The 16247-nt window shown below is 61.6% G+C and carries 14 protein-coding genes; 11 read left to right on the forward strand and 3 right to left on the reverse strand.

Features of this window, described 5'->3' with window-relative positions; all coding sequences use genetic code 11:
- Positions 1 to 158 precede the first annotated feature (158 nt).
- The gene (locus K5R33_RS18475) at positions 159 to 2795 is read left to right on the forward strand and encodes a calcium-binding protein (RefSeq protein WP_220750566.1); all 2637 of its coding nucleotides are present in this window, start codon (positions 159 to 161) and stop codon (positions 2793 to 2795) included.
- A 1092-nt stretch (positions 2796 to 3887) separates the two neighbouring features.
- Here K5R33_RS18475 and cas3 read toward each other — a convergent pair.
- Complete coding sequence (gene cas3 / locus K5R33_RS18480; protein ID WP_255576517.1) at positions 3888 to 6467, reverse strand: CRISPR-associated helicase Cas3'; 2580 nt, start codon at positions 6465 to 6467, stop codon at positions 3888 to 3890.
- A gap of 305 nt (positions 6468 to 6772) precedes the next feature.
- Between cas3 and K5R33_RS18485 the strand changes: the two genes are divergently transcribed.
- Genes K5R33_RS18485 through cas2e form a run of 7 tightly spaced genes read left to right on the forward strand, consistent with a single transcriptional unit; the run spans position 6773 to position 12373 of the window.
- Entirely contained in the window at positions 6773 to 8038 is a 1266-nt protein-coding gene (locus tag K5R33_RS18485) for a hypothetical protein (RefSeq protein ID WP_220750568.1), read from the forward strand.
- Positions 8031 to 8588, forward strand: coding sequence for a hypothetical protein (locus tag K5R33_RS18490; protein WP_220750569.1), 558 nt, complete (start codon positions 8031 to 8033; stop codon positions 8586 to 8588). The genes K5R33_RS18485 and K5R33_RS18490 overlap by 8 nt, the downstream gene beginning before the upstream one ends.
- The gene (gene cas7e / locus K5R33_RS18495) at positions 8581 to 9696 is read left to right on the forward strand and encodes a type I-E CRISPR-associated protein Cas7/Cse4/CasC (RefSeq protein WP_220750570.1); all 1116 of its coding nucleotides are present in this window, start codon (positions 8581 to 8583) and stop codon (positions 9694 to 9696) included. Before K5R33_RS18490 ends, cas7e begins: the two co-directional genes overlap by 8 nt.
- Complete coding sequence (gene cas5e, locus K5R33_RS18500) at positions 9693 to 10379, forward strand: type I-E CRISPR-associated protein Cas5/CasD (RefSeq protein WP_220750571.1); 687 nt, start codon at positions 9693 to 9695, stop codon at positions 10377 to 10379. Before cas7e ends, cas5e begins: the two co-directional genes overlap by 4 nt.
- Positions 10376 to 11179 (forward strand): type I-E CRISPR-associated protein Cas6/Cse3/CasE, encoded by an 804-nt coding sequence (locus K5R33_RS18505; protein WP_220750572.1) that lies wholly within the window; start codon positions 10376 to 10378, stop codon positions 11177 to 11179. Before cas5e ends, K5R33_RS18505 begins: the two co-directional genes overlap by 4 nt.
- The gene (cas1e, locus tag K5R33_RS18510; protein WP_220750573.1) at positions 11173 to 12048 is read left to right on the forward strand and encodes a type I-E CRISPR-associated endonuclease Cas1e; all 876 of its coding nucleotides are present in this window, start codon (positions 11173 to 11175) and stop codon (positions 12046 to 12048) included. The genes K5R33_RS18505 and cas1e overlap by 7 nt, the downstream gene beginning before the upstream one ends.
- A 31-nt stretch (positions 12049 to 12079) precedes the next feature.
- The gene (cas2e, locus tag K5R33_RS18515) at positions 12080 to 12373 is read left to right on the forward strand and encodes a type I-E CRISPR-associated endoribonuclease Cas2e (RefSeq protein ID WP_220750574.1); all 294 of its coding nucleotides are present in this window, start codon (positions 12080 to 12082) and stop codon (positions 12371 to 12373) included.
- Between the two features lie 287 nt (positions 12374 to 12660).
- Here cas2e and K5R33_RS18520 read toward each other — a convergent pair whose 3' ends face one another.
- Both K5R33_RS18520 and K5R33_RS18525 read right to left on the reverse strand, forming a co-directional pair.
- Positions 12661 to 12909, reverse strand: a complete 249-nt coding sequence (locus K5R33_RS18520; RefSeq protein WP_220750575.1) for a WGR domain-containing protein — start codon at positions 12907 to 12909, stop codon at positions 12661 to 12663.
- On the reverse strand, positions 12896 to 13465 hold the full coding sequence (locus tag K5R33_RS18525) for a recombinase family protein (protein WP_220750576.1): 570 nt from the start codon (positions 13463 to 13465) through the stop codon (positions 12896 to 12898). The genes K5R33_RS18520 and K5R33_RS18525 overlap by 14 nt, the downstream gene beginning before the upstream one ends.
- A 250-nt stretch (positions 13466 to 13715) precedes the next feature.
- Between K5R33_RS18525 and K5R33_RS18530 the strand changes: the two genes are divergently transcribed.
- The 3 genes from K5R33_RS18530 (at position 13716) to K5R33_RS18540 (ending at position 16234) form a co-directional block, all read left to right on the forward strand.
- Positions 13716 to 15320 carry a phage minor head protein gene (locus K5R33_RS18530; protein WP_220750577.1) on the forward strand — a complete coding sequence of 535 codons (1605 nt, stop codon included), beginning with the start codon at positions 13716 to 13718 and terminating at the stop codon, positions 15318 to 15320.
- 2 nt (positions 15321 to 15322) lie between these two features.
- The gene (locus K5R33_RS18535; protein ID WP_220750578.1) at positions 15323 to 15652 is read left to right on the forward strand and encodes a hypothetical protein; all 330 of its coding nucleotides are present in this window, start codon (positions 15323 to 15325) and stop codon (positions 15650 to 15652) included.
- A gap of 291 nt (positions 15653 to 15943) precedes the next feature.
- A complete protein-coding gene (locus tag K5R33_RS18540; protein WP_308442992.1) occupies positions 15944 to 16234 on the forward strand; it encodes an integrase core domain-containing protein in 291 nt (96 codons plus the stop codon).
- Positions 16235 to 16247 lie beyond the last annotated feature (13 nt).

Genomic DNA, 16247 nt, shown 5'->3' on the forward strand with positions numbered 1-16247 from the left:
TAATTCGGGCCTTGCCCCGTCTGGCTGTGACCCGACGCACGCCACGACGCGTTGCCTCGTCGCTTCATTGCGACGTTCATCCTCACGCCGAGCGCGCTTTCCGTTGCGTCAGACGTCTCGCGCGATAGGGTCGCCCTCCACAGGTGGAGGATGTTGTTGTGGCACGTAGTCTTGGGGCGCCCATACGTTTGGATCAGCAGGGGCCAGACGCCACGCAGGCGCTCGTGTCCGCTGGTTTACAAGATGGGTCCGTCGTTCTCGGGTGGCTGACGCAGGCAGGGCTCCGGGTGCAGGATGTTGCGCCGTTTGATCTTCCGTCTGCGACCGGAGCTTTCACGGCTGCGCCCGGCGCACGAACGCCCAACGCCGGGCTTTTGTCAGCGGAATGGATTGGGCTGGATGCCATAGGCCAGGATGCCATTGCTCTGGCGTGGTACGAGGATGACGACGTCTTTGATGGTCCGATCACGGGTCGGGTGGTGACGCAGGTTTTCAACCGTGATGGCACGGCCCTTACAGATCCGGTGGTCGTGGTGGCAGATCGTCAGGTTGATGATGTTGAGGTCACAGCACTTGGGTCGGATCGCTACGCCGTGGCCTATGGGTCCTTTGTGTCGGCAGACGACGCCTCTTCACCGTTCCGGCGGGACGTCCAAATCTTCGATGGTCGGACCGCGCAACCCATTGGCGATCCGATCCGACTTGGCTCTTCGGGCGGGGACGTCTCCGTTGCCATGACAGCTGCCGATACCTTCACCGCCATTTGGGAGTTTGGAAACGGCCTTGCCGGTCAATCCTTTCTGTCCGATGGCACGCCGGTCGGTGACAGTTTCGCATACCTTTTGCCGGAGGGTATCGGCGCTGCTGAGGTCTCAGTGACCGATTTGCCGAACGCTGGATTTGCTGTCGCTTGGTCACAAGATGAGGGGCAGGGGGCGGATAGCGCCTATTCCTTGGTCCTCCAACGCTTTGATGCGACGGGCGTCGCCGTTGGGCCTTTGACGACTTTGACGGATGTCCCGCAGACGTCCTTTTTCGACCACGCGCTGACAGCCCTGGAGGACGGCACGATCATCGCCGCCTGGGAGGATCGCGCCTTTGGTCGGCCAACGGATGTGGTGGCCCGTGTGGTCGCCGCCGATGGGACGCTGGGGCAGGACATCCTCTTGGCCGGTGAGGTAACCGAAGGGCAGGGGGTCCCAGCGGTCACAGCCATTGACGGGCGCAATGCCTTGGTCAGTTGGGTGGAGGTCACCGACAGTTTCTTTTTCGCGGGCGAGGTGACGGCAGCGATCGTCAACACCGACCCGTCGACACCCGCCGTGACCGAAGCAGAGGTGGCCCGCGATCTGCGCGACGCGCTTGTCGAGGCGCAGGCCGTCGACACTGAGAACGTCACGCAGGTCATCGACTATGCCGGATTGGTTGCTGATGGCGGAGAGCGTGTAGGCAAAGCCCTTCGCTCCATCAGCATTGCAAACGCCATGCAGGAGTTATCGACCTTCGGTGCGATCTCTGCCGAGCTGAGACAGGACGTGCGGATCAGCCCGTTCTTCCTGTCGGAGTTGGGAGACGTTGGGTTCGACAACTTGGCCCTGCGCAACGCAGACCTTGTGAACAAAGTGACGACGCTGTTCGGCAAGTTGGACCGAGCGCTCCCCGTCGTCGGGGCCGCGGTGGAGTATGAATTGAACACCCGCGTCGATGGACCCGATCAGGGGGACCTGGTCGAGTTGGCCGACACGCTGGTCTCGGAGTTGGTGGGACGTGCCGCCGGCGGTGTCGCCGCGATTGTAGCCGGAGGGCTGATCATCACGCTGGGCGGACCGGCGATCTTGGTCGGGGCGGTGGCGGGGGGCACGGCCTTGGCGGTCAGCTACTTTACGACCGAAGCTCTGGATGAGGGGAACGCCTTTCAACCCTTCTTTGAGCGTGTCTTCAACGACGGCGCTCCGGGTGTGCCCTATAACCTGAGCAACCCCGCCGACGGCTTGTTGCAGGTGCCTGGCGGCATCATGCAGTTCCAGCAAGCGTCCATGTTTTTCGCCTCAGCGCCGGTCTTTGAGCCGACGGGCAGCGCCCTGACCTGGGACTCTGAGACGGAGATCCAGGGCGGCATGGGGCCCGATACCATCCAAGGCGGGGCGTTGGACAACACCATCAATGGTGCGGGCGGGGATGACAGCCTGTTGGGCGGTCCGGGCAACGATACCCTGGACGGCGGGGCAGGGGGCGACCGGCTGGAAGGGGGGATCGGTGACGACGTCTATATCATTGACGACCTGCGCGACCGGGTGTTCGAAGACCCCGGCGGCGGGTTTGATGAGGTGCGCACCTCGGTCGATTTCAGCGCCGGACAGCAAGAGGTGGAGCGGCTGGTGGCCTTGGGCACGGACGATATCCGGCTTGTGGGCACGTCTGTCGCGAATACCCTGATCGGGAATGCTGGGTCGAATGTTCTGATTGGCGGCGGCGGCCAGGACACGATGCAGGGCGGGGCAGGGGCCGATGTCTTTGTCTTGCTGGGGCGAGACTCGCGGATCGAGATCCAGGACTTCGGCCCGGGGGACCGGCTGGCCATCGACGACAGATTGCTAGGCCTTGGCGAGGCGAGTACGTCGCCGCGGGCCCTCACCCAAGAGACAGCGCTCGCTCTCCTCCGGGAGGGGCGTGCTGGCTTTGACGGGCGGACAGGGACCTTGCTGTTGGACACGGACGGGTCAGGGCCTGGCGGCCTGAAGCCCGTTGTGTCTCTCGGAGGGAGCATTGCCGTCGACGATATCCTCATCTTTTGAAGGGCGTTGCTGCGGCAGTCTTTTCGGAGGCGTGGGTTGCTATCCATGAACGCCTGTCGCCGCGAATGGGGTCACCTGGTGTCATAGGTGGCCCAACAGTCGGTTCGTGAGGTCCATTCAGTCATTAAGGACCGAAAGGATGGTCGGCTGATCGCCGACCGCCTAGTGCGGTACGTCGCGCAAGACATGCACGTCCTGGGGCCGGGCAAATTTCGCATTTTGCTGCGTACCCATCGCAAGTCGCTTCGCTGCAAGGTTCTGCTTCTGGAGGTAAGTGTTGGCTTGCTTGGGCCACCACCCGTCGGAAATGATGGTTCCAAGCAGGCCCTAATGCTCCGTTAGTCGTCTTCCGACGGGAGGAACTATGGCGTTGCAATCTGTGGCAGCATCATCCCGCTTTCAAACGCGTCGGAAGACGGACATCAGCGGCTTGCTTCGTGGACGGCTCTTCGCCCCAGGCATTGTCGAATCTCGGCCTCACGCGGTCGTTGCAGGTGGCGACCAACCCATCCTTTGCCATGTTACCGAGGGTTGGCTTAAGGAAGGACTCATTCATACTCGGCCTCCTTAGGGCGCCTTGGTGTTTAGCTTGTTTGTGTTCTTCGGGGGTGAAGTCGATCCATAGACGGGGCAGCGCGAACACAGGAGGGCAAAGGGAACATGAAGAAAGCATCCATGCTATGGGCACATCGGTCGTATGAGCAAGAATGCCGATCTCAGCGCACTTGATCCGGATTTATGTAAATAATGACAAACGATTACGGACTTGAGTCCGTGTCGAGTCCACCCTCCACGGATGCAGGCAGCCGACTTCTTTATTACAACTGATCGGCCGCTGTCCTGACTCGTCGCGTTGTGCATCATCGGTCGCAAGAACGCGTGGCGCGACATCGTCTCGCCTCTTCGGAGACATTGCTCCGCAAGGCTCTTTGTGAACGAGGGTGAGTGACTGTGTCCCATCAATAAATGAGGACGAGGGGGTCAATTTGGACGCCCACGACAATACCACTGAGACCACGCCGGCCAATAATCGGTCCCTGTTCTTCTCCGATGAAACGTACCCGCATTGGAATTATGAAGGATTGGCCCCGGCTAGAACGGGTCCTTGAGTTCTGATAGGCCGCTATCCTGGTAGAGGAAGGCTTTGTCTTTGATGACGAAGCGAAGGGCTGTTCCAAAATTGGAGACTTCCACAGGCTCGTCACCGCTCAGACCAAGGCACCAATGTGCCGGGGGTGCGATTGTCGAGATCGGTGTTCCGAATGGCCCGACCGTGCCGTTGGGTAAAGCGAAGTTCGGACCGCGGGCGCCCAGGCGCGTTTGGACAGTCTCATCAACGTCAGGGAAGGTGGATGGAAAGGGTTTGGCGCGGTCGAGGGTGACGAGTCCGCCGGCACGGCCTTCTGCTAAGGCCTTCGCGTCGATCTGTATCCCATACTCCGACCAACCCATCTCAGTCTCGACTTCGCTGAGTGCGTCGGGATGGGTCGCCGTCTCGACGAGGTGTCGGTTGTCGGAGGGGATCCGCCACGGAGTCTCGCCGGTCACGCAGCGGCGGGTCAGTTCTAGAACCCTGAGATCGAGGTAAATCCCGCCATATCCTCCCGCGACGCGCCAAGCTCCAAGGCCGTTCTCGTATCGTGGGCCAATCGCCAACGGCGCGAGCCCACCTTCCGGAACCATGACCTGCACGTATGCTGCTTCGAATCCGGGAGGTCTGACCCTATCCACATGACGGTGCAGTCGCCCGACGCGTTGGAGCAGCACGTCCATTGGGCAGAGGTCGGTGATCAGCACGTCGGCATCGATATCAAGCGACTGCTCCAGCGTCTGCGTCCCGATGACGACCACCCCAGACTCGGTTGCGCCGCGGCCCAGCGCGTTCTCTACGGCGGCATCAAGCGCGTGGCGGTCTTCCGCTGCAAAGCGCGCGTGATGCAGGGTAGGGCGGCCTGCGACGGTTAGGCAAAGATCGGGCTGGGCGGCGGTCACGTGCTGCCAGGTTTCGACGGCACTGTCGACTGTGTTGCGGATAACCAAGACACGGGCCCCGCATGCTGCAGCCTCTATGGCGCGCCGTGCGGCCTCAGCTGGATCCATGGTCGGCACTGGGATCGGATGGACTGTTTTCCTCCGCGTATCGGCGTCGGGGCACAGGGGCTCGGACCGGGCTGCATCGTGCCAGATTGTGGGATAGGGAGCCGCTTCGGCAGCCTCGCGCGTGGGGGTGTCCTGTCCCAGCCAAGCGGCTCGCTGCCCAGAGCCGAGGGTGGCTGACATCGGCAGCGCGTGCCCTCCCAGCGCGACATGTTCTGCGACGAGCGGTCGGGCGATGGCGTTCATATAGGCATCCGAGGCATGGACCTCGTCGATTACCAGAAGGCTGCGCGTTAGTGCGGCGGCACGCAGTGGCGCGTGCTTGATCCTCAGGCCAGCCAATAGGGCCTGGTCGATCGTTCCAACCGCGATTGCGGCCGCAAGGAAGCGGCTCGGATGCTCCGCCGCCCAGTGATTGCGATCATCGTCCCATAGGACACGGAAGCCCGGTAGCTTTTTCCCTTCCGCTTCTCCGGCGCGCAGCATTCCGGGCACAGCGAGCACGGCGTCCGGTCCGCCCACGCGAGACATGGCCTTGTGCACGCGCCTATGTAGTTGCCCGGCGGCAGCGCGCGTCGGTACGGCGAAGTAGAGTGCGTCGACCCGTCCGGCAGACCTGAGCTGCGCAAAATGGGCCAGCGCTGCCTCGGTTTTCCCTGATCCGGTTTCCGCCTCAACAATGACCAGGTTGGCAGAAGACGGCACGTCGGCGATCGCCTTCTGAACCCCTTGTGGCTCCGGATGCCCGGTCAGTGCTGCGAAACTCGGTTGAGACGTCGGCCAAGGTGGTGCTGATACTCCAACGGAGTAGAGGGCCCTGGCGGCCCTCCCTCGGGCGGTGGCGCCGTAATCCGGATCGAAATCGAGGACGTGCGGGAAAGCCTGGGCATCGGAGCCGATCCAATCGGCCAGCGCCAGCAGCCCAGCGAAGAGATGCACGAGCCGGGATGACCGAAGTGCATCCGCCGGTATAGCGATCTCGGGAAACCAAAGACGCAAGGCCTCGCCCATCCGACGATCCTCGGCGCGCCAGTCATACCCGGGCGCGTCCGGGAAGACGACGCGCGGATCGTGCGGTGGGACCACATCGTTGAAGGGTAGGGGACGACCGTGGTGTGCGAAGAGCGCGCCAAACCAGGCTTCCTCTGTTTCCGTCTTGATCAGAGGCTCGATCAGCGGCGCAGCCACCCCGTCTAATAATGGTTGGCCATCGAGCAGGCGATCCGCCCAGATGAGCCCTTCGGACAAATGACTGCGCGTTCCGCGCGCGATGTCGCTTGGCCACGCCTTGGCCTGGAAGCTGGGGGAGAGTTTGCCGATGTCGTGCAGGAACGCGAAGGCGGCAAGCCATCCGGTTGCCCGCGACCCGAGCGGCGCGCCAGCTGCTGCCGCGACACGTTTGGAGAGGATTGGGTGGGCCAACAGCATTTCTAGGACGGCGGCGACATCCATCGAATGGTGAGCGAGGTGATGGGATGGCCTGCCCATCTCGTCTGTCTTGCCCCAGCATGATGGGCCCTGCGTCACCTGTCTTCCTGTCCGCCCATCGCAGTGCTTGCTTACTCCGGCACCCATCGCTCAGCATCAGAAATACTTGTAACATCGATATTTTTTATATCAGGACCCCGCATATCTCGAACCTTCTTACAGATCCGATTTTCTCGACAGAACCGCGTGTTTGGCACAGTCTTCCGGGCCTCTTCGCGGCTCTCACACTCAATGAGGTCGACTCCTTTCCTCGCCTGCGTGCGCATCAGCGCGCGGCGTGGCATATGTTTCGCGTACAGCTTGCAGCACTCGCTTTAGAGAGGGCAGGGGTACCTGAGCCTCCAGAGGACGCAGACACTTGGCACGACCTTTTGCTTGCCCTCACGGATGGGGTGGCCGAGCACTGGGCCCTGGTCGTCCAGGACCGCGACCGGCCCGCTTTTCTCCAGCCCCCCGATCCGGGTGGCTTAAAGTGGGAGCCCGTCGCGACGCCCGATGCACTCGATCTTCTCATCACGTCTAAGAACCACGATTTGAAAGGCGCCGTCGCTTCGGTCGCAGCACCCGAGGACTGGATCTATGCGCTAATCTCGCTTCAGACGTCCGAAGGGTACGGGGGTCGCGGTAATTTTGGCATCGCTCGGATGAATGGGGGATCGTCGAGCCGGACAATGCTCGGACTTGCTCCTGTTGGATCGGATGGAAGGCCCGATCTGTCCGCTTGGTGGCGGCGCGATCTCGGCCTTGTTTTGCGCAACCGAAATACACCAACGGTTGGGACACGTGGCGGCCCTAGTCTGCTCTGGACATTGCCCTGGCCGGAAGGACGCCAGATCGACGTGCGCGAGATGGATCCATTGGCCATTGAGGTGTGCCGCCGCATCCGGCTGACGGAGACGGGCGGTACGATCCGGGCCGAGCGGGCCGCGTCCGAGGCTGCGCGGGTGGAGGCCAAGGCCTTTGCCGGGGTACTGGACGACCCTTGGGCGCCTATCAGCGTCAAGGATACGAAGCCCAAGGCTTTGACGCTGGGCGAGGGCGGGCGCTTTCACTATCGACGCATGGTTGATCTGCTGTCCGGGGCAGACTGGAAGGCGCCTTTGGCCGCACGGCTCGACGACGAAGTGGCGGGCGACATGGTGATCGTTGCGGAGGCCCTAGCGCGGGGAAACTCCAAGACGGACGGGCTGCACTCGCGCATCCTTCCGATGCCGAAGACCGTACGCCGCGCAAAGGACCTGCCCGCACGGCTGTCGACGGTCGCACAAGCGCAGCTGGCCGAGATTAAGAGCGCTGACGGCGCATTGCGAGAGGCCGTGGCCCTCTACGCGGCGGGCGGACTCTATGATGGTGTCCGCAAACCGCAACGCCAGCGCGCCTCGGAAGCCCACGCCAGGCTGGATGCCCTCGTCGACGGTGTATTCTTCGACCACCTTTGGGCGCGCGTTGCTGCGATGGAGGAGAGTCCCGACGCTCAGGCTACTGCAACGCGCGCCTTCCGCGACGCCTTGGTCGAAGCGGTTCGTGCCGAGTTGAACCGTGCCTTTGGCACCGTTCCTTGCGCCCGCATCCACGCGCCACGCGCCCGGACGCGCGCGAGAAGCAAACTTGAGGGTGTCCTGCACAAAGAGGGCCTATTGGAGACGACGCATGTCTGATGATCCCGGTGCCATTGCTTTGTCGCTTGCGAAGCAAATGAGGAGTTTTGACCCTGGCGCCTTAGCGGTGCTGCGGCGCATGGGCGCCGACGGGGCCGCACCAGCCTACTGGCGCCTGGCTGCGTCCCGCCCGCAGCTTTCGCAGCGGCCAGATCGGTGGGCCCCCATCGTACGCGCATTGGCGATCTTGACACCCAAGGGAGCTCCCGAGCAGCGAGGCAACTTGTACGAAGCGACCCGCCCCTTGGGGATGGCACTCTGCGATGGGGGTGACCCCAGCTGGCCCAACGCACCACGCCCGATGCTGAGTGAGCGCCGCTTGGCGCAGATCATGGCCGCGCGTGGGGTACAGCGAGACATTCTACTCACCCGTGCAATCCGGGCCCTGGCTGCGTCAAAGCCTGTCAATGCAGGCCTGCGGGTCCCTGATATCGCTTGGGTCTTTCTAGTTCCTGACCGCCCAGAGACCCTTGCCGAGCCCTACTACTGCCGCCTCGACCGTGCTGAGCGCGCCGCGAACGAAACCGAGGATACGACAGCCGATGCCTGACCCCCGCTTCTTGCAGATCCATACGCTGACCTCCTACACGGGTGCGCTTCTCAATCGCGACGACAGCGGCTTGGCCAAACGGTTGACCTATGGCGGCGCGCTTCGCACGCGGGTCTCGTCGCAATGCCTCAAACGGCATTGGCGGACAGCCGAGGATCCGCATGCGCTGCATGCAATCGATGGAGCAGAGGCAGCGTTCCGGTCACGCGATCTCGTGACGAAGCTCGTACTGGGCAGCCTCGAGCCCGAAGACGTCGCTAAAGCCATTGAGCCGGCTTTCCAAAAGGCCGTTTACGGCGACAAGGCAACCACCAAGCAAGGCCGTCAGACCCTTCTGTTTGGCAATCGGGAAATCGCTTGGTTGCGCGCAGAAGCCGAGCGCCTGGTGCGAGAGGCCGCAGGTGATCCAAAGGCCGCCGCGACGGCTGCGACCCAATGGGGCAAGGACTTCAAGAAAAACATCGCCGCGATGCGTGAGGGTGTGGCCTTACCCGGTGGGCTGACAGCGGCATTGTTCGGGCGGATGGTGACGTCAGATACCTCAGCGAATATCACCGCACCCGTCCATGTTGCCCATGCATTTACTGTCCACGCCGAGGAAAGCGAGTCTGACTATTTCACTGCCGTCGATGACCTTAGCGAGGACGAGCCTGGCGCCGACACCATCCAAGAGACGGAGCTGACCTCAGGGCTTTTCTATGGCTACGTCGTGGTCGATTTACCTTGTCTGATGGAGAACCTTGGCCCTGCCGCAGTCGATCTGGCAGGGGCGGTCCTGCACAACCTCGTCCATCTGATTGCTGAAGTATCGCCAGGCGCTAAGCTCGGCTCTACCGCGCCGTACGGTCGCGCGAGCCTGATGTTGCTGGAGGCGGGCGACCGCCAGCCTCGGTCCCTGGCCGAGGCATTCCGGACCCCATGCGATCCAGATATGGCCGCAGCGACCGATGCGCTGAAGAAGCATCTCTGTGCCCTCGACCGGGCCTATGCCACGGGCGAGGCGCGCCGGATGCTCAGCCTGAGTGATGCCGTTTTCGACGGTGCGGAAGCGGGGACGCTTAAGGAAATCGCTGACTGGGCAGCCGCTCTTCCAGGGCGCCTGGTATGAATTTGGAGACGACGCGCTGGCTCATCCTGCGGTTAAACGGGCCGATGATGTCCTTTGGCTCCGTTGCCATAGACCACGTCGGCCCTACGGCACGCTGGCCTGGCGCCTCAATGCTCACGGGGCTGATCGGTAACGCACTTGGCTGGGATTGGGACGACCGCGCCCTGCATCAGGCGCTCCAGGACCGGCTGCGTTTTGGAACGATGGAGATGCGCGCAGGGGACCGGTTGACGGACATACAGAACGCGCGTCTCGCCAAGACCGATCGCGGCTGGACAACGCGCGGCGCGCCTGAGGGACGAACGGGCAACAGCTATGACGCGCCCCACCGTCGTCGTCGGGATTACATCGTCGATGCCGAATATCGGATTGTTCTGGCACTCAACGCGCCCGATGCGATCCCGACGCTGGACGATGTCGCCGCCGCTCTCGACCGCCCAGCGCGACCGCTTTTCCTCGGCCGTAAACCTTGCCTTCCCGCGCAGCCCCTGATGGCTGGAGAGGTTTGGGGCGCCACGGTTTACGAGGCTCTTGGGGCTCTCGACCGCGACCAGCCACGTCTCGCCACTTGGCCCGCGGAGGACGGACCACCCGGAATACGTACAATGGACATCGCCGATCAGCGCATCTGGTCGAGCGGGCTGCATGGCGGGACGCGCGCGATCGTGGAAGGTCGGCTGTGACGCTTCACCTGGCGCGTCTGCCAATTGACCTATCCGCTCTTGCGCGGGCTGCCGGTGAGCGCGGTTGGACCCGAGGACGCCGCGCCGCTTTCGACGAAGGCAGAGCATTACACCATCTATTAGGTGAGGCGTTCGGCCCAAGAACGATGCAGCCGTTCCGCCTGGCCGTAGCGCCTCGGGCGAGAGCGGGGACGCTTTGGGCTTACACGACAGCCGATGCGGATACGCTGCGTGACACGGCTGCGCCGGTCGCTTTGTCTGAGGCGGCAGAGGCGGCGTTGCCGCTATCGCATCTCAAGACCAAACCGATGCCTGAGGTTGCGGTAGCGGAGCGTCGTCTTGGCTTCGATGTCCGCGTGCGTCCTGTTGTCAGGCTTGCCTCTGCCATTGAAGGACCGCCGGCTCCCCATGGGAAGCCCCAATCCAGGTTCAAAGCAGGCTCTGAGGTTGATGCTTATCTTGGAGCGATTTTGCGCGACCCGGACCGGACCGCATCGGCTCAGGCGGGGCGCAGCCGCGAAACTGTCTATGCCGCTTGGCTTGCTGATCATTTGCACACCGCTGCTGAGATCGAGGACGTTCGCCTGGCCGCATTTCGCCGCAGCCTCGCCGCGCGCGGGAATGGGCACGGTGCCGAGGGGCCGGACGCGATCCTGCATGGCACCCTCGTCGTGCGTGATCCCGAAGCTTTCTTTGACCGTCTGCGCCGCGGTATTGGCCGGCACAAAGCTTACGGCTACGGCATGCTCCTGCTGCGCCCTCCGGGCAATCCAGTCCCGAAGGGGGGAGGCGCGTGCTGAAGGGACGCCTTGGTCTCGACAGCGCCAAGGTCCCGCATGGGGACCGGGCAGGGCTCCTTTACCTCGCCCGTGGCCAGCTGACCGCCCGCGACGGCACGCTCGCCTTTCTACGCGGGTCCGAAATGGGTGCCGACGCTTTGACGTCTGGGGATCATGCCATCCCGCTTCAGGGGGTTTCTATGATTTTGTTGGGTCCAGGTTCGACCGTGAGCCACGATGCGCTTCGCCTGCTGGCCCATGCGCGCACGGCGTTGGCGGCCGTGGGCGAGGACGGCGTGCGCCTTTATACCGCGCCACCGCTTATCCCGGATCGGTCCGGACTTGCCCGGCTCCAGGCCCGGATATGGGCGGATGAGGACATGCGAATTATGGTCGCCCGCCGCATGTATGCAATGCGCTTGGGCGAGGTCCTTCCACACCGGACCCTTGATGTTTTGCGTGGCATCAAAGGGGCCCGCGTCAAGGAAAGCTACAAGCTGATGGCGGAGCGGTTCAGCGTGTCCTGGAAGGGACGTCGCTATGATCGCGCGAATCCGCAGGCTGCCGACTTGGCCAACCAGGCACTCAACCATGCTGCCTCCGCTGTCGAAGCCGCAGCTGCCATCGCCGTCAGCGCCACGGCGACCGTGCCCCAGTTAGGTTTTATTCACGAGGATCCGGGGCAATCCTTCGTGCTCGATATCGCAGATCTCTGGCGCGAAACCGTGACGCTGCCCTGCGCCTTCCGAGCCGCAAGACGTGCCGCTGAACGCCCCGATATGCCCATCGAGCGCATCGCGCGCCGCCTGACTGGGGAAACGCTTGCCAAAGAGAGCGTCATTCCGGCCATGATCGAGCGTATCAAAGTCTTGATTGAAGAGGGCCCGTGAGTACCGATTACGCATTTGAGCGGGACAATCCATGCCGATGACAATGGTCGTCACCCGAGACGTTGAAGCCCGCTATCGGGGCTTTCTCACCTCGATCATGCTGGAGGTCGCGCCCGGTATCTACGTTGCGCCAGATTTATCGGCAGGTGTCCGGACACGTATCTGGACTGTGCTGTCGGGGTGGTACGACGTGCTTGGCCGCGGCGCCATCGTGATGGTCTGGCGTGATCCGTCGGCCACGGGCGCCTTGGCGATGGAGATGTTGGGCGAACCGCCTAAGGAGATCGTAGACGCTGACGGCATTCTACTCGTAAAACGGAAGTAGACACCGTAAAATACAACTCCGCTTTTTGACATTTATATATTTCTCAGAGAGTTGAGCTGAAGAGGCTCCCCCGCACCCGCGGGGATCGACCCCACGACGACGGCACAGGGAAGTAATTCCCCGGGGCTCCCCCGCACCCGCGGGGATCGACGTCACTAGGTCTATAGCAGTATTGAGGACACTACGTTCGGACGCAGGCTCGGCCCGGGCCGTGTAGGGGGAGGGATCCTACCTCTCGCCCAGCGCTTTATACATCAGGATGAGACCACCACGGGGGGACTACCCGCTTAAGGGCGGTAGCCGCGCCGCGTTTTCACTCGCAGAAATGCGACCAACGCATCGGCAGCTTGCCCGTCATCGTCGAACTGCTCAGCCATTAGATGGCCAGCCGTGCCGATCCGCCCCCATTCCCGGAACAGGTTCGCCCCGCCGAAAAGGTTTGGCTGGATGTGCAGCCGGTAGAAGCGGTGCATGTTTTGGTCGGGATCGACCCTCTCGATGCGGATGTCTTGTGGGAAGAGTTCAAGTTGATGCATTGGGGACGCCCTCCCGAAGCAGACGGCTGATCGTCGAGCGATGAACCCCGAAGAGACGGGCGGCTTCTGCTTCGGAACGTCGCCCAGACGCGACCAACTCGCGGATCTCCTGGCGCTGCTCTTCGGAGAGCTTGGGCTTGCGACCCGGATGACGGCCCTTCTTACGCGCCCGTTCCAACCCCGCGCGCGTCCGCTCGCGGATCATCTCCCGTTCGAACTCGGCGAAGACCCCGACCATCTGCATCATCATGCGCCCGGCAGGGGTGGTCGTGTCGATGGCTTCAGTGAGAGAGCGAAACCCCGCCTTAGCGGCGTCGATCTTCGCCATGATGTCCAGGAGGTCTTTCAAAGACCGCGAGAGACGGTCCAGCTTCCAAACGACGACCACGTCCCCCTCGCGGAGCTGGTCGAGCATCCGGTGCAACTCCGGCCGATCCCAACGGCCACCTGAAGCGCGCTCCTCGAAGACGCGCCCGCACCCCGCCGCACTCAAGGCATCGAGCTGCGCGGCTGTCGCCTGATCGTCAGTGCTGACACGTGCATATCCTAAATTCATGCAAGTAGTGTTGCATAAATATGTTGCTCAATCAACATATTTTGCAACATAATTATACACCGGAGTTATGGTGGGACTGGGCGCCGTTGCACAAACGACCGTTTTTGACGCATAGGTTCTGACAGGGGGTTTTTGTCGATCCCATTCATCACCAGACCTCTGGACTTTCACTAACAGCAACGTCCGGGTTGTTAACGCACAATTAACTGCTCGCGCAGACAAACGGGTTCGCTTCGATGTTGGGGGATCCATGCAACACAGTTTCAGTGACTTCCTCAGACACGGCGGTGAAGCCCAGTATGTTCTTGCAAGGCGCAATGGCCGCATCGTTGGTCGTCGTTTGGGATTGTCACTCAAATCGACGTTTCCAAACTATTCCGCCCTGAAGGCCGATTTCAGCGACCGCCTCGATCAGGTGATTTCCGAAAACACTCGGATGCTCCTGAACGCGCTGACGCCGCCGGACACTGTCCCAACTGTCACCGAAGCCGATCTACGAGATGTGTCGGATGCAAAGACTGAGGCGCTTGATGCATGGGACGTCCGCCTTGAGAGCATTTTCAGCCAATACCAAAATCACCAACAGCGATTGCGGCCCCTTCGAACGGCTATGGAAGAACGTCTTTTGCGCGCCTTCGCAGGGTTGGTAAACCAACTGCGGCAGGAAGACCTTGGGATTGTGCAATACATCTGGCGCTCGCGGGACGATGCCAAAGTTCGTGACAGCCATGCTACTTATGATGATCGCGTTTTCCGTTGGGATGATCCGCCGCAAGGCGGCCATCCTGGCGAGGCACACAATTGCCGTTGCTATGCTGAACCTGTTTTACCTGGCGCACAAAGCAATGTTGTTCTGGCGGATTTTGCACCCACGGCAGATGGTTTCCCTGCTCTCGATCCAACTGACGCGATACGTGGCTTGCGCGCTCTGACTGGCGTTGGCGCGGCGCTTCTCGCGTCTGATGCGCTGCAAGATTGGACGGACGCTATGCGTGATCGGCGCGTAGATGAGGCAGGCGCGCGGCTTGGGGTGGATGTCACAACTGTCGAGGGTCGCCTGGCCGCAACAGCCTATGCCCTCGTGCAGGAAGGGATCAGTAGCGGCGGATACCCCATTCTACCCAAGAACTCTGAGTTTGCGCGTATCGGCGCTGAGGCAGCAGCGCTTTACGAATTGCTGAACCCCGGCACCATTCTGGACACCGGCATTGGCGGCGATCCCGCGAAACAGCGGGCTTTGCAAGATTTCATTGGAGCCGCTGGTGAAGCATTCGCACGCGGTGATTTACAGCTTCGGGAAGGCGAACTGGCACAAGGCTGGATCGAGGTCCTCCCAGAACTGACAGAGGATGAGCGCCGTTTGGGTGAACTACCTGGCTTTACACCAGAACGGATCGAGCAATGGCTTGAAACCTATCCCATCGAAGAGCTGGGCCTGCCAAACAACACCGGCTCCCCCATTCCGGATGATCCAACGGGCAACATCATTTCAACCCCGATCCCAGAAGGGACGGGGCCGAGTATCGTTGAGGCGCGACCAGGGACCACAACGACACCTGACGGGAACAGCATTCTTCCCCATGGCGCGAAGGGGGATGGGCAAGAATATATCACCGGCAAAGGTCATACGGTCGAGCAGATTGATGAAATCATCGCTAACCCTCGTCCCGACTTGAGCGGCTTTATCGAAGGTCGTGGTCTCCTCAAAGGACAGGATGTTAGACTATTGACGGGCTCAGATGGTCACTGGGTTAAACTGGACGCGGATGGAAACGTCAGGGCGACAAGCAATCGAAATTTGCCGCTGAGCCACCAAGAAAACGATCCTGGCGAGATTATCCGGCCTTTGGAGTGAACATGAACAAGCGATTTGAAGAGCTCCTTGCCCAAGCACAAACTGGTCGAGGCACCGATACACTTTCCGAAGCAGAACTGCTCGAGTTCAATGAATACCTCGCGGCACGGGGTTTTGGTGTCTCTAGGATGGAAGTGTTTCGAGCGGAGGGCGGCACGGTGTCCCCCAATCATGGCTACGAAGTTTCGCCTCAACCTTTTCCCGGTGATGATGAGCATTGGATGCATCACTTAGACCCTGCCCGTTCTGCCGCCTATGTTCGCAGACAGGTCCAGTATGCCAGAGAAGACGGGGCATTGTTCGACTACAAGGTATGGGCTGAGCAACCTTAAAGCTTAGGCCAAGTGGTCAAAACTCATACGTTTCTGTCATCGGCGATAACGACCGATTTTGGCATGCCCCTTCCTCCCGGAGTAGGCGCTTCTCTTTTCGCAGCTCCCCGATCTCGCGTTCCAAATAATCGGACTGGACGGTTGGTTTCTCAGAATTGCGCCGGTTCTGTTGTCTCTTGCGATTCAGCGTCGTGAAGCCGATCCCAAAATCCGCCGCTACCTGCTTACGTAACAGCCTGCTGGTCAAAGCCATCTGAACTGTTTCGGCGCGGAATTTCTCGGTTGGTCGTGATGCTATCGGTGCTGTCCTTTGTGACACAAAACGAAGTCAACGGAGCGGCACAAATCTGGGACATGTCCAGCAAACCGACGGACACCGGCCTCATGTCCCGCCTCACCTCCAATGCGAAGCTCCATGCCGAATGCCTGAACGCGCACTGGTTCATGAGCCTTGCCGACGCTCGCGACAAGCTGGATGTATGGCGCAAAGACCACAACGAAGTTCAGCCGCACAGCGCCATCGGCTACAAGGTTCCGGCGGACATCCATAATCCCGATGGATCAGCCAGCCCGCCGTCGTGATCAGAGGCCGAAA

Origin of the sequence: Jannaschia pagri (assembly GCF_019655435.1) — a bacterium.
Lineage (GTDB): Bacteria > Pseudomonadota > Alphaproteobacteria > Rhodobacterales > Rhodobacteraceae > Jannaschia > Jannaschia pagri.

Coding starts and splice junctions, on each gene's coding strand:
- cas3 (WP_255576517.1), bottom strand. CDS start 6,467: ATGGGTGCCGGAGTAAGCAAGCACTGCGATGGGCGGACAGGAAGACAG.
- K5R33_RS18490 (WP_220750569.1), top strand. CDS start 8,031: ATGTCTGATGATCCCGGTGCCATTGCTTTGTCGCTTGCGAAGCAAATG.
- cas7e (WP_220750570.1), top strand. CDS start 8,581: ATGCCTGACCCCCGCTTCTTGCAGATCCATACGCTGACCTCCTACACG.
- cas5e (WP_220750571.1), top strand. CDS start 9,693: ATGAATTTGGAGACGACGCGCTGGCTCATCCTGCGGTTAAACGGGCCG.
- cas2e (WP_220750574.1), top strand. CDS start 12,080: ATGCCGATGACAATGGTCGTCACCCGAGACGTTGAAGCCCGCTATCGG.
- K5R33_RS18520 (WP_220750575.1), bottom strand. CDS start 12,909: ATGCATCAACTTGAACTCTTCCCACAAGACATCCGCATCGAGAGGGTC.
- K5R33_RS18525 (WP_220750576.1), bottom strand. CDS start 13,465: ATGAATTTAGGATATGCACGTGTCAGCACTGACGATCAGGCGACAGCC.
- K5R33_RS18530 (WP_220750577.1), top strand. CDS start 13,716: ATGCAACACAGTTTCAGTGACTTCCTCAGACACGGCGGTGAAGCCCAG.
- K5R33_RS18535 (WP_220750578.1), top strand. CDS start 15,323: ATGAACAAGCGATTTGAAGAGCTCCTTGCCCAAGCACAAACTGGTCGA.
- K5R33_RS18540 (WP_308442992.1), top strand. CDS start 15,944: ATGCTATCGGTGCTGTCCTTTGTGACACAAAACGAAGTCAACGGAGCG.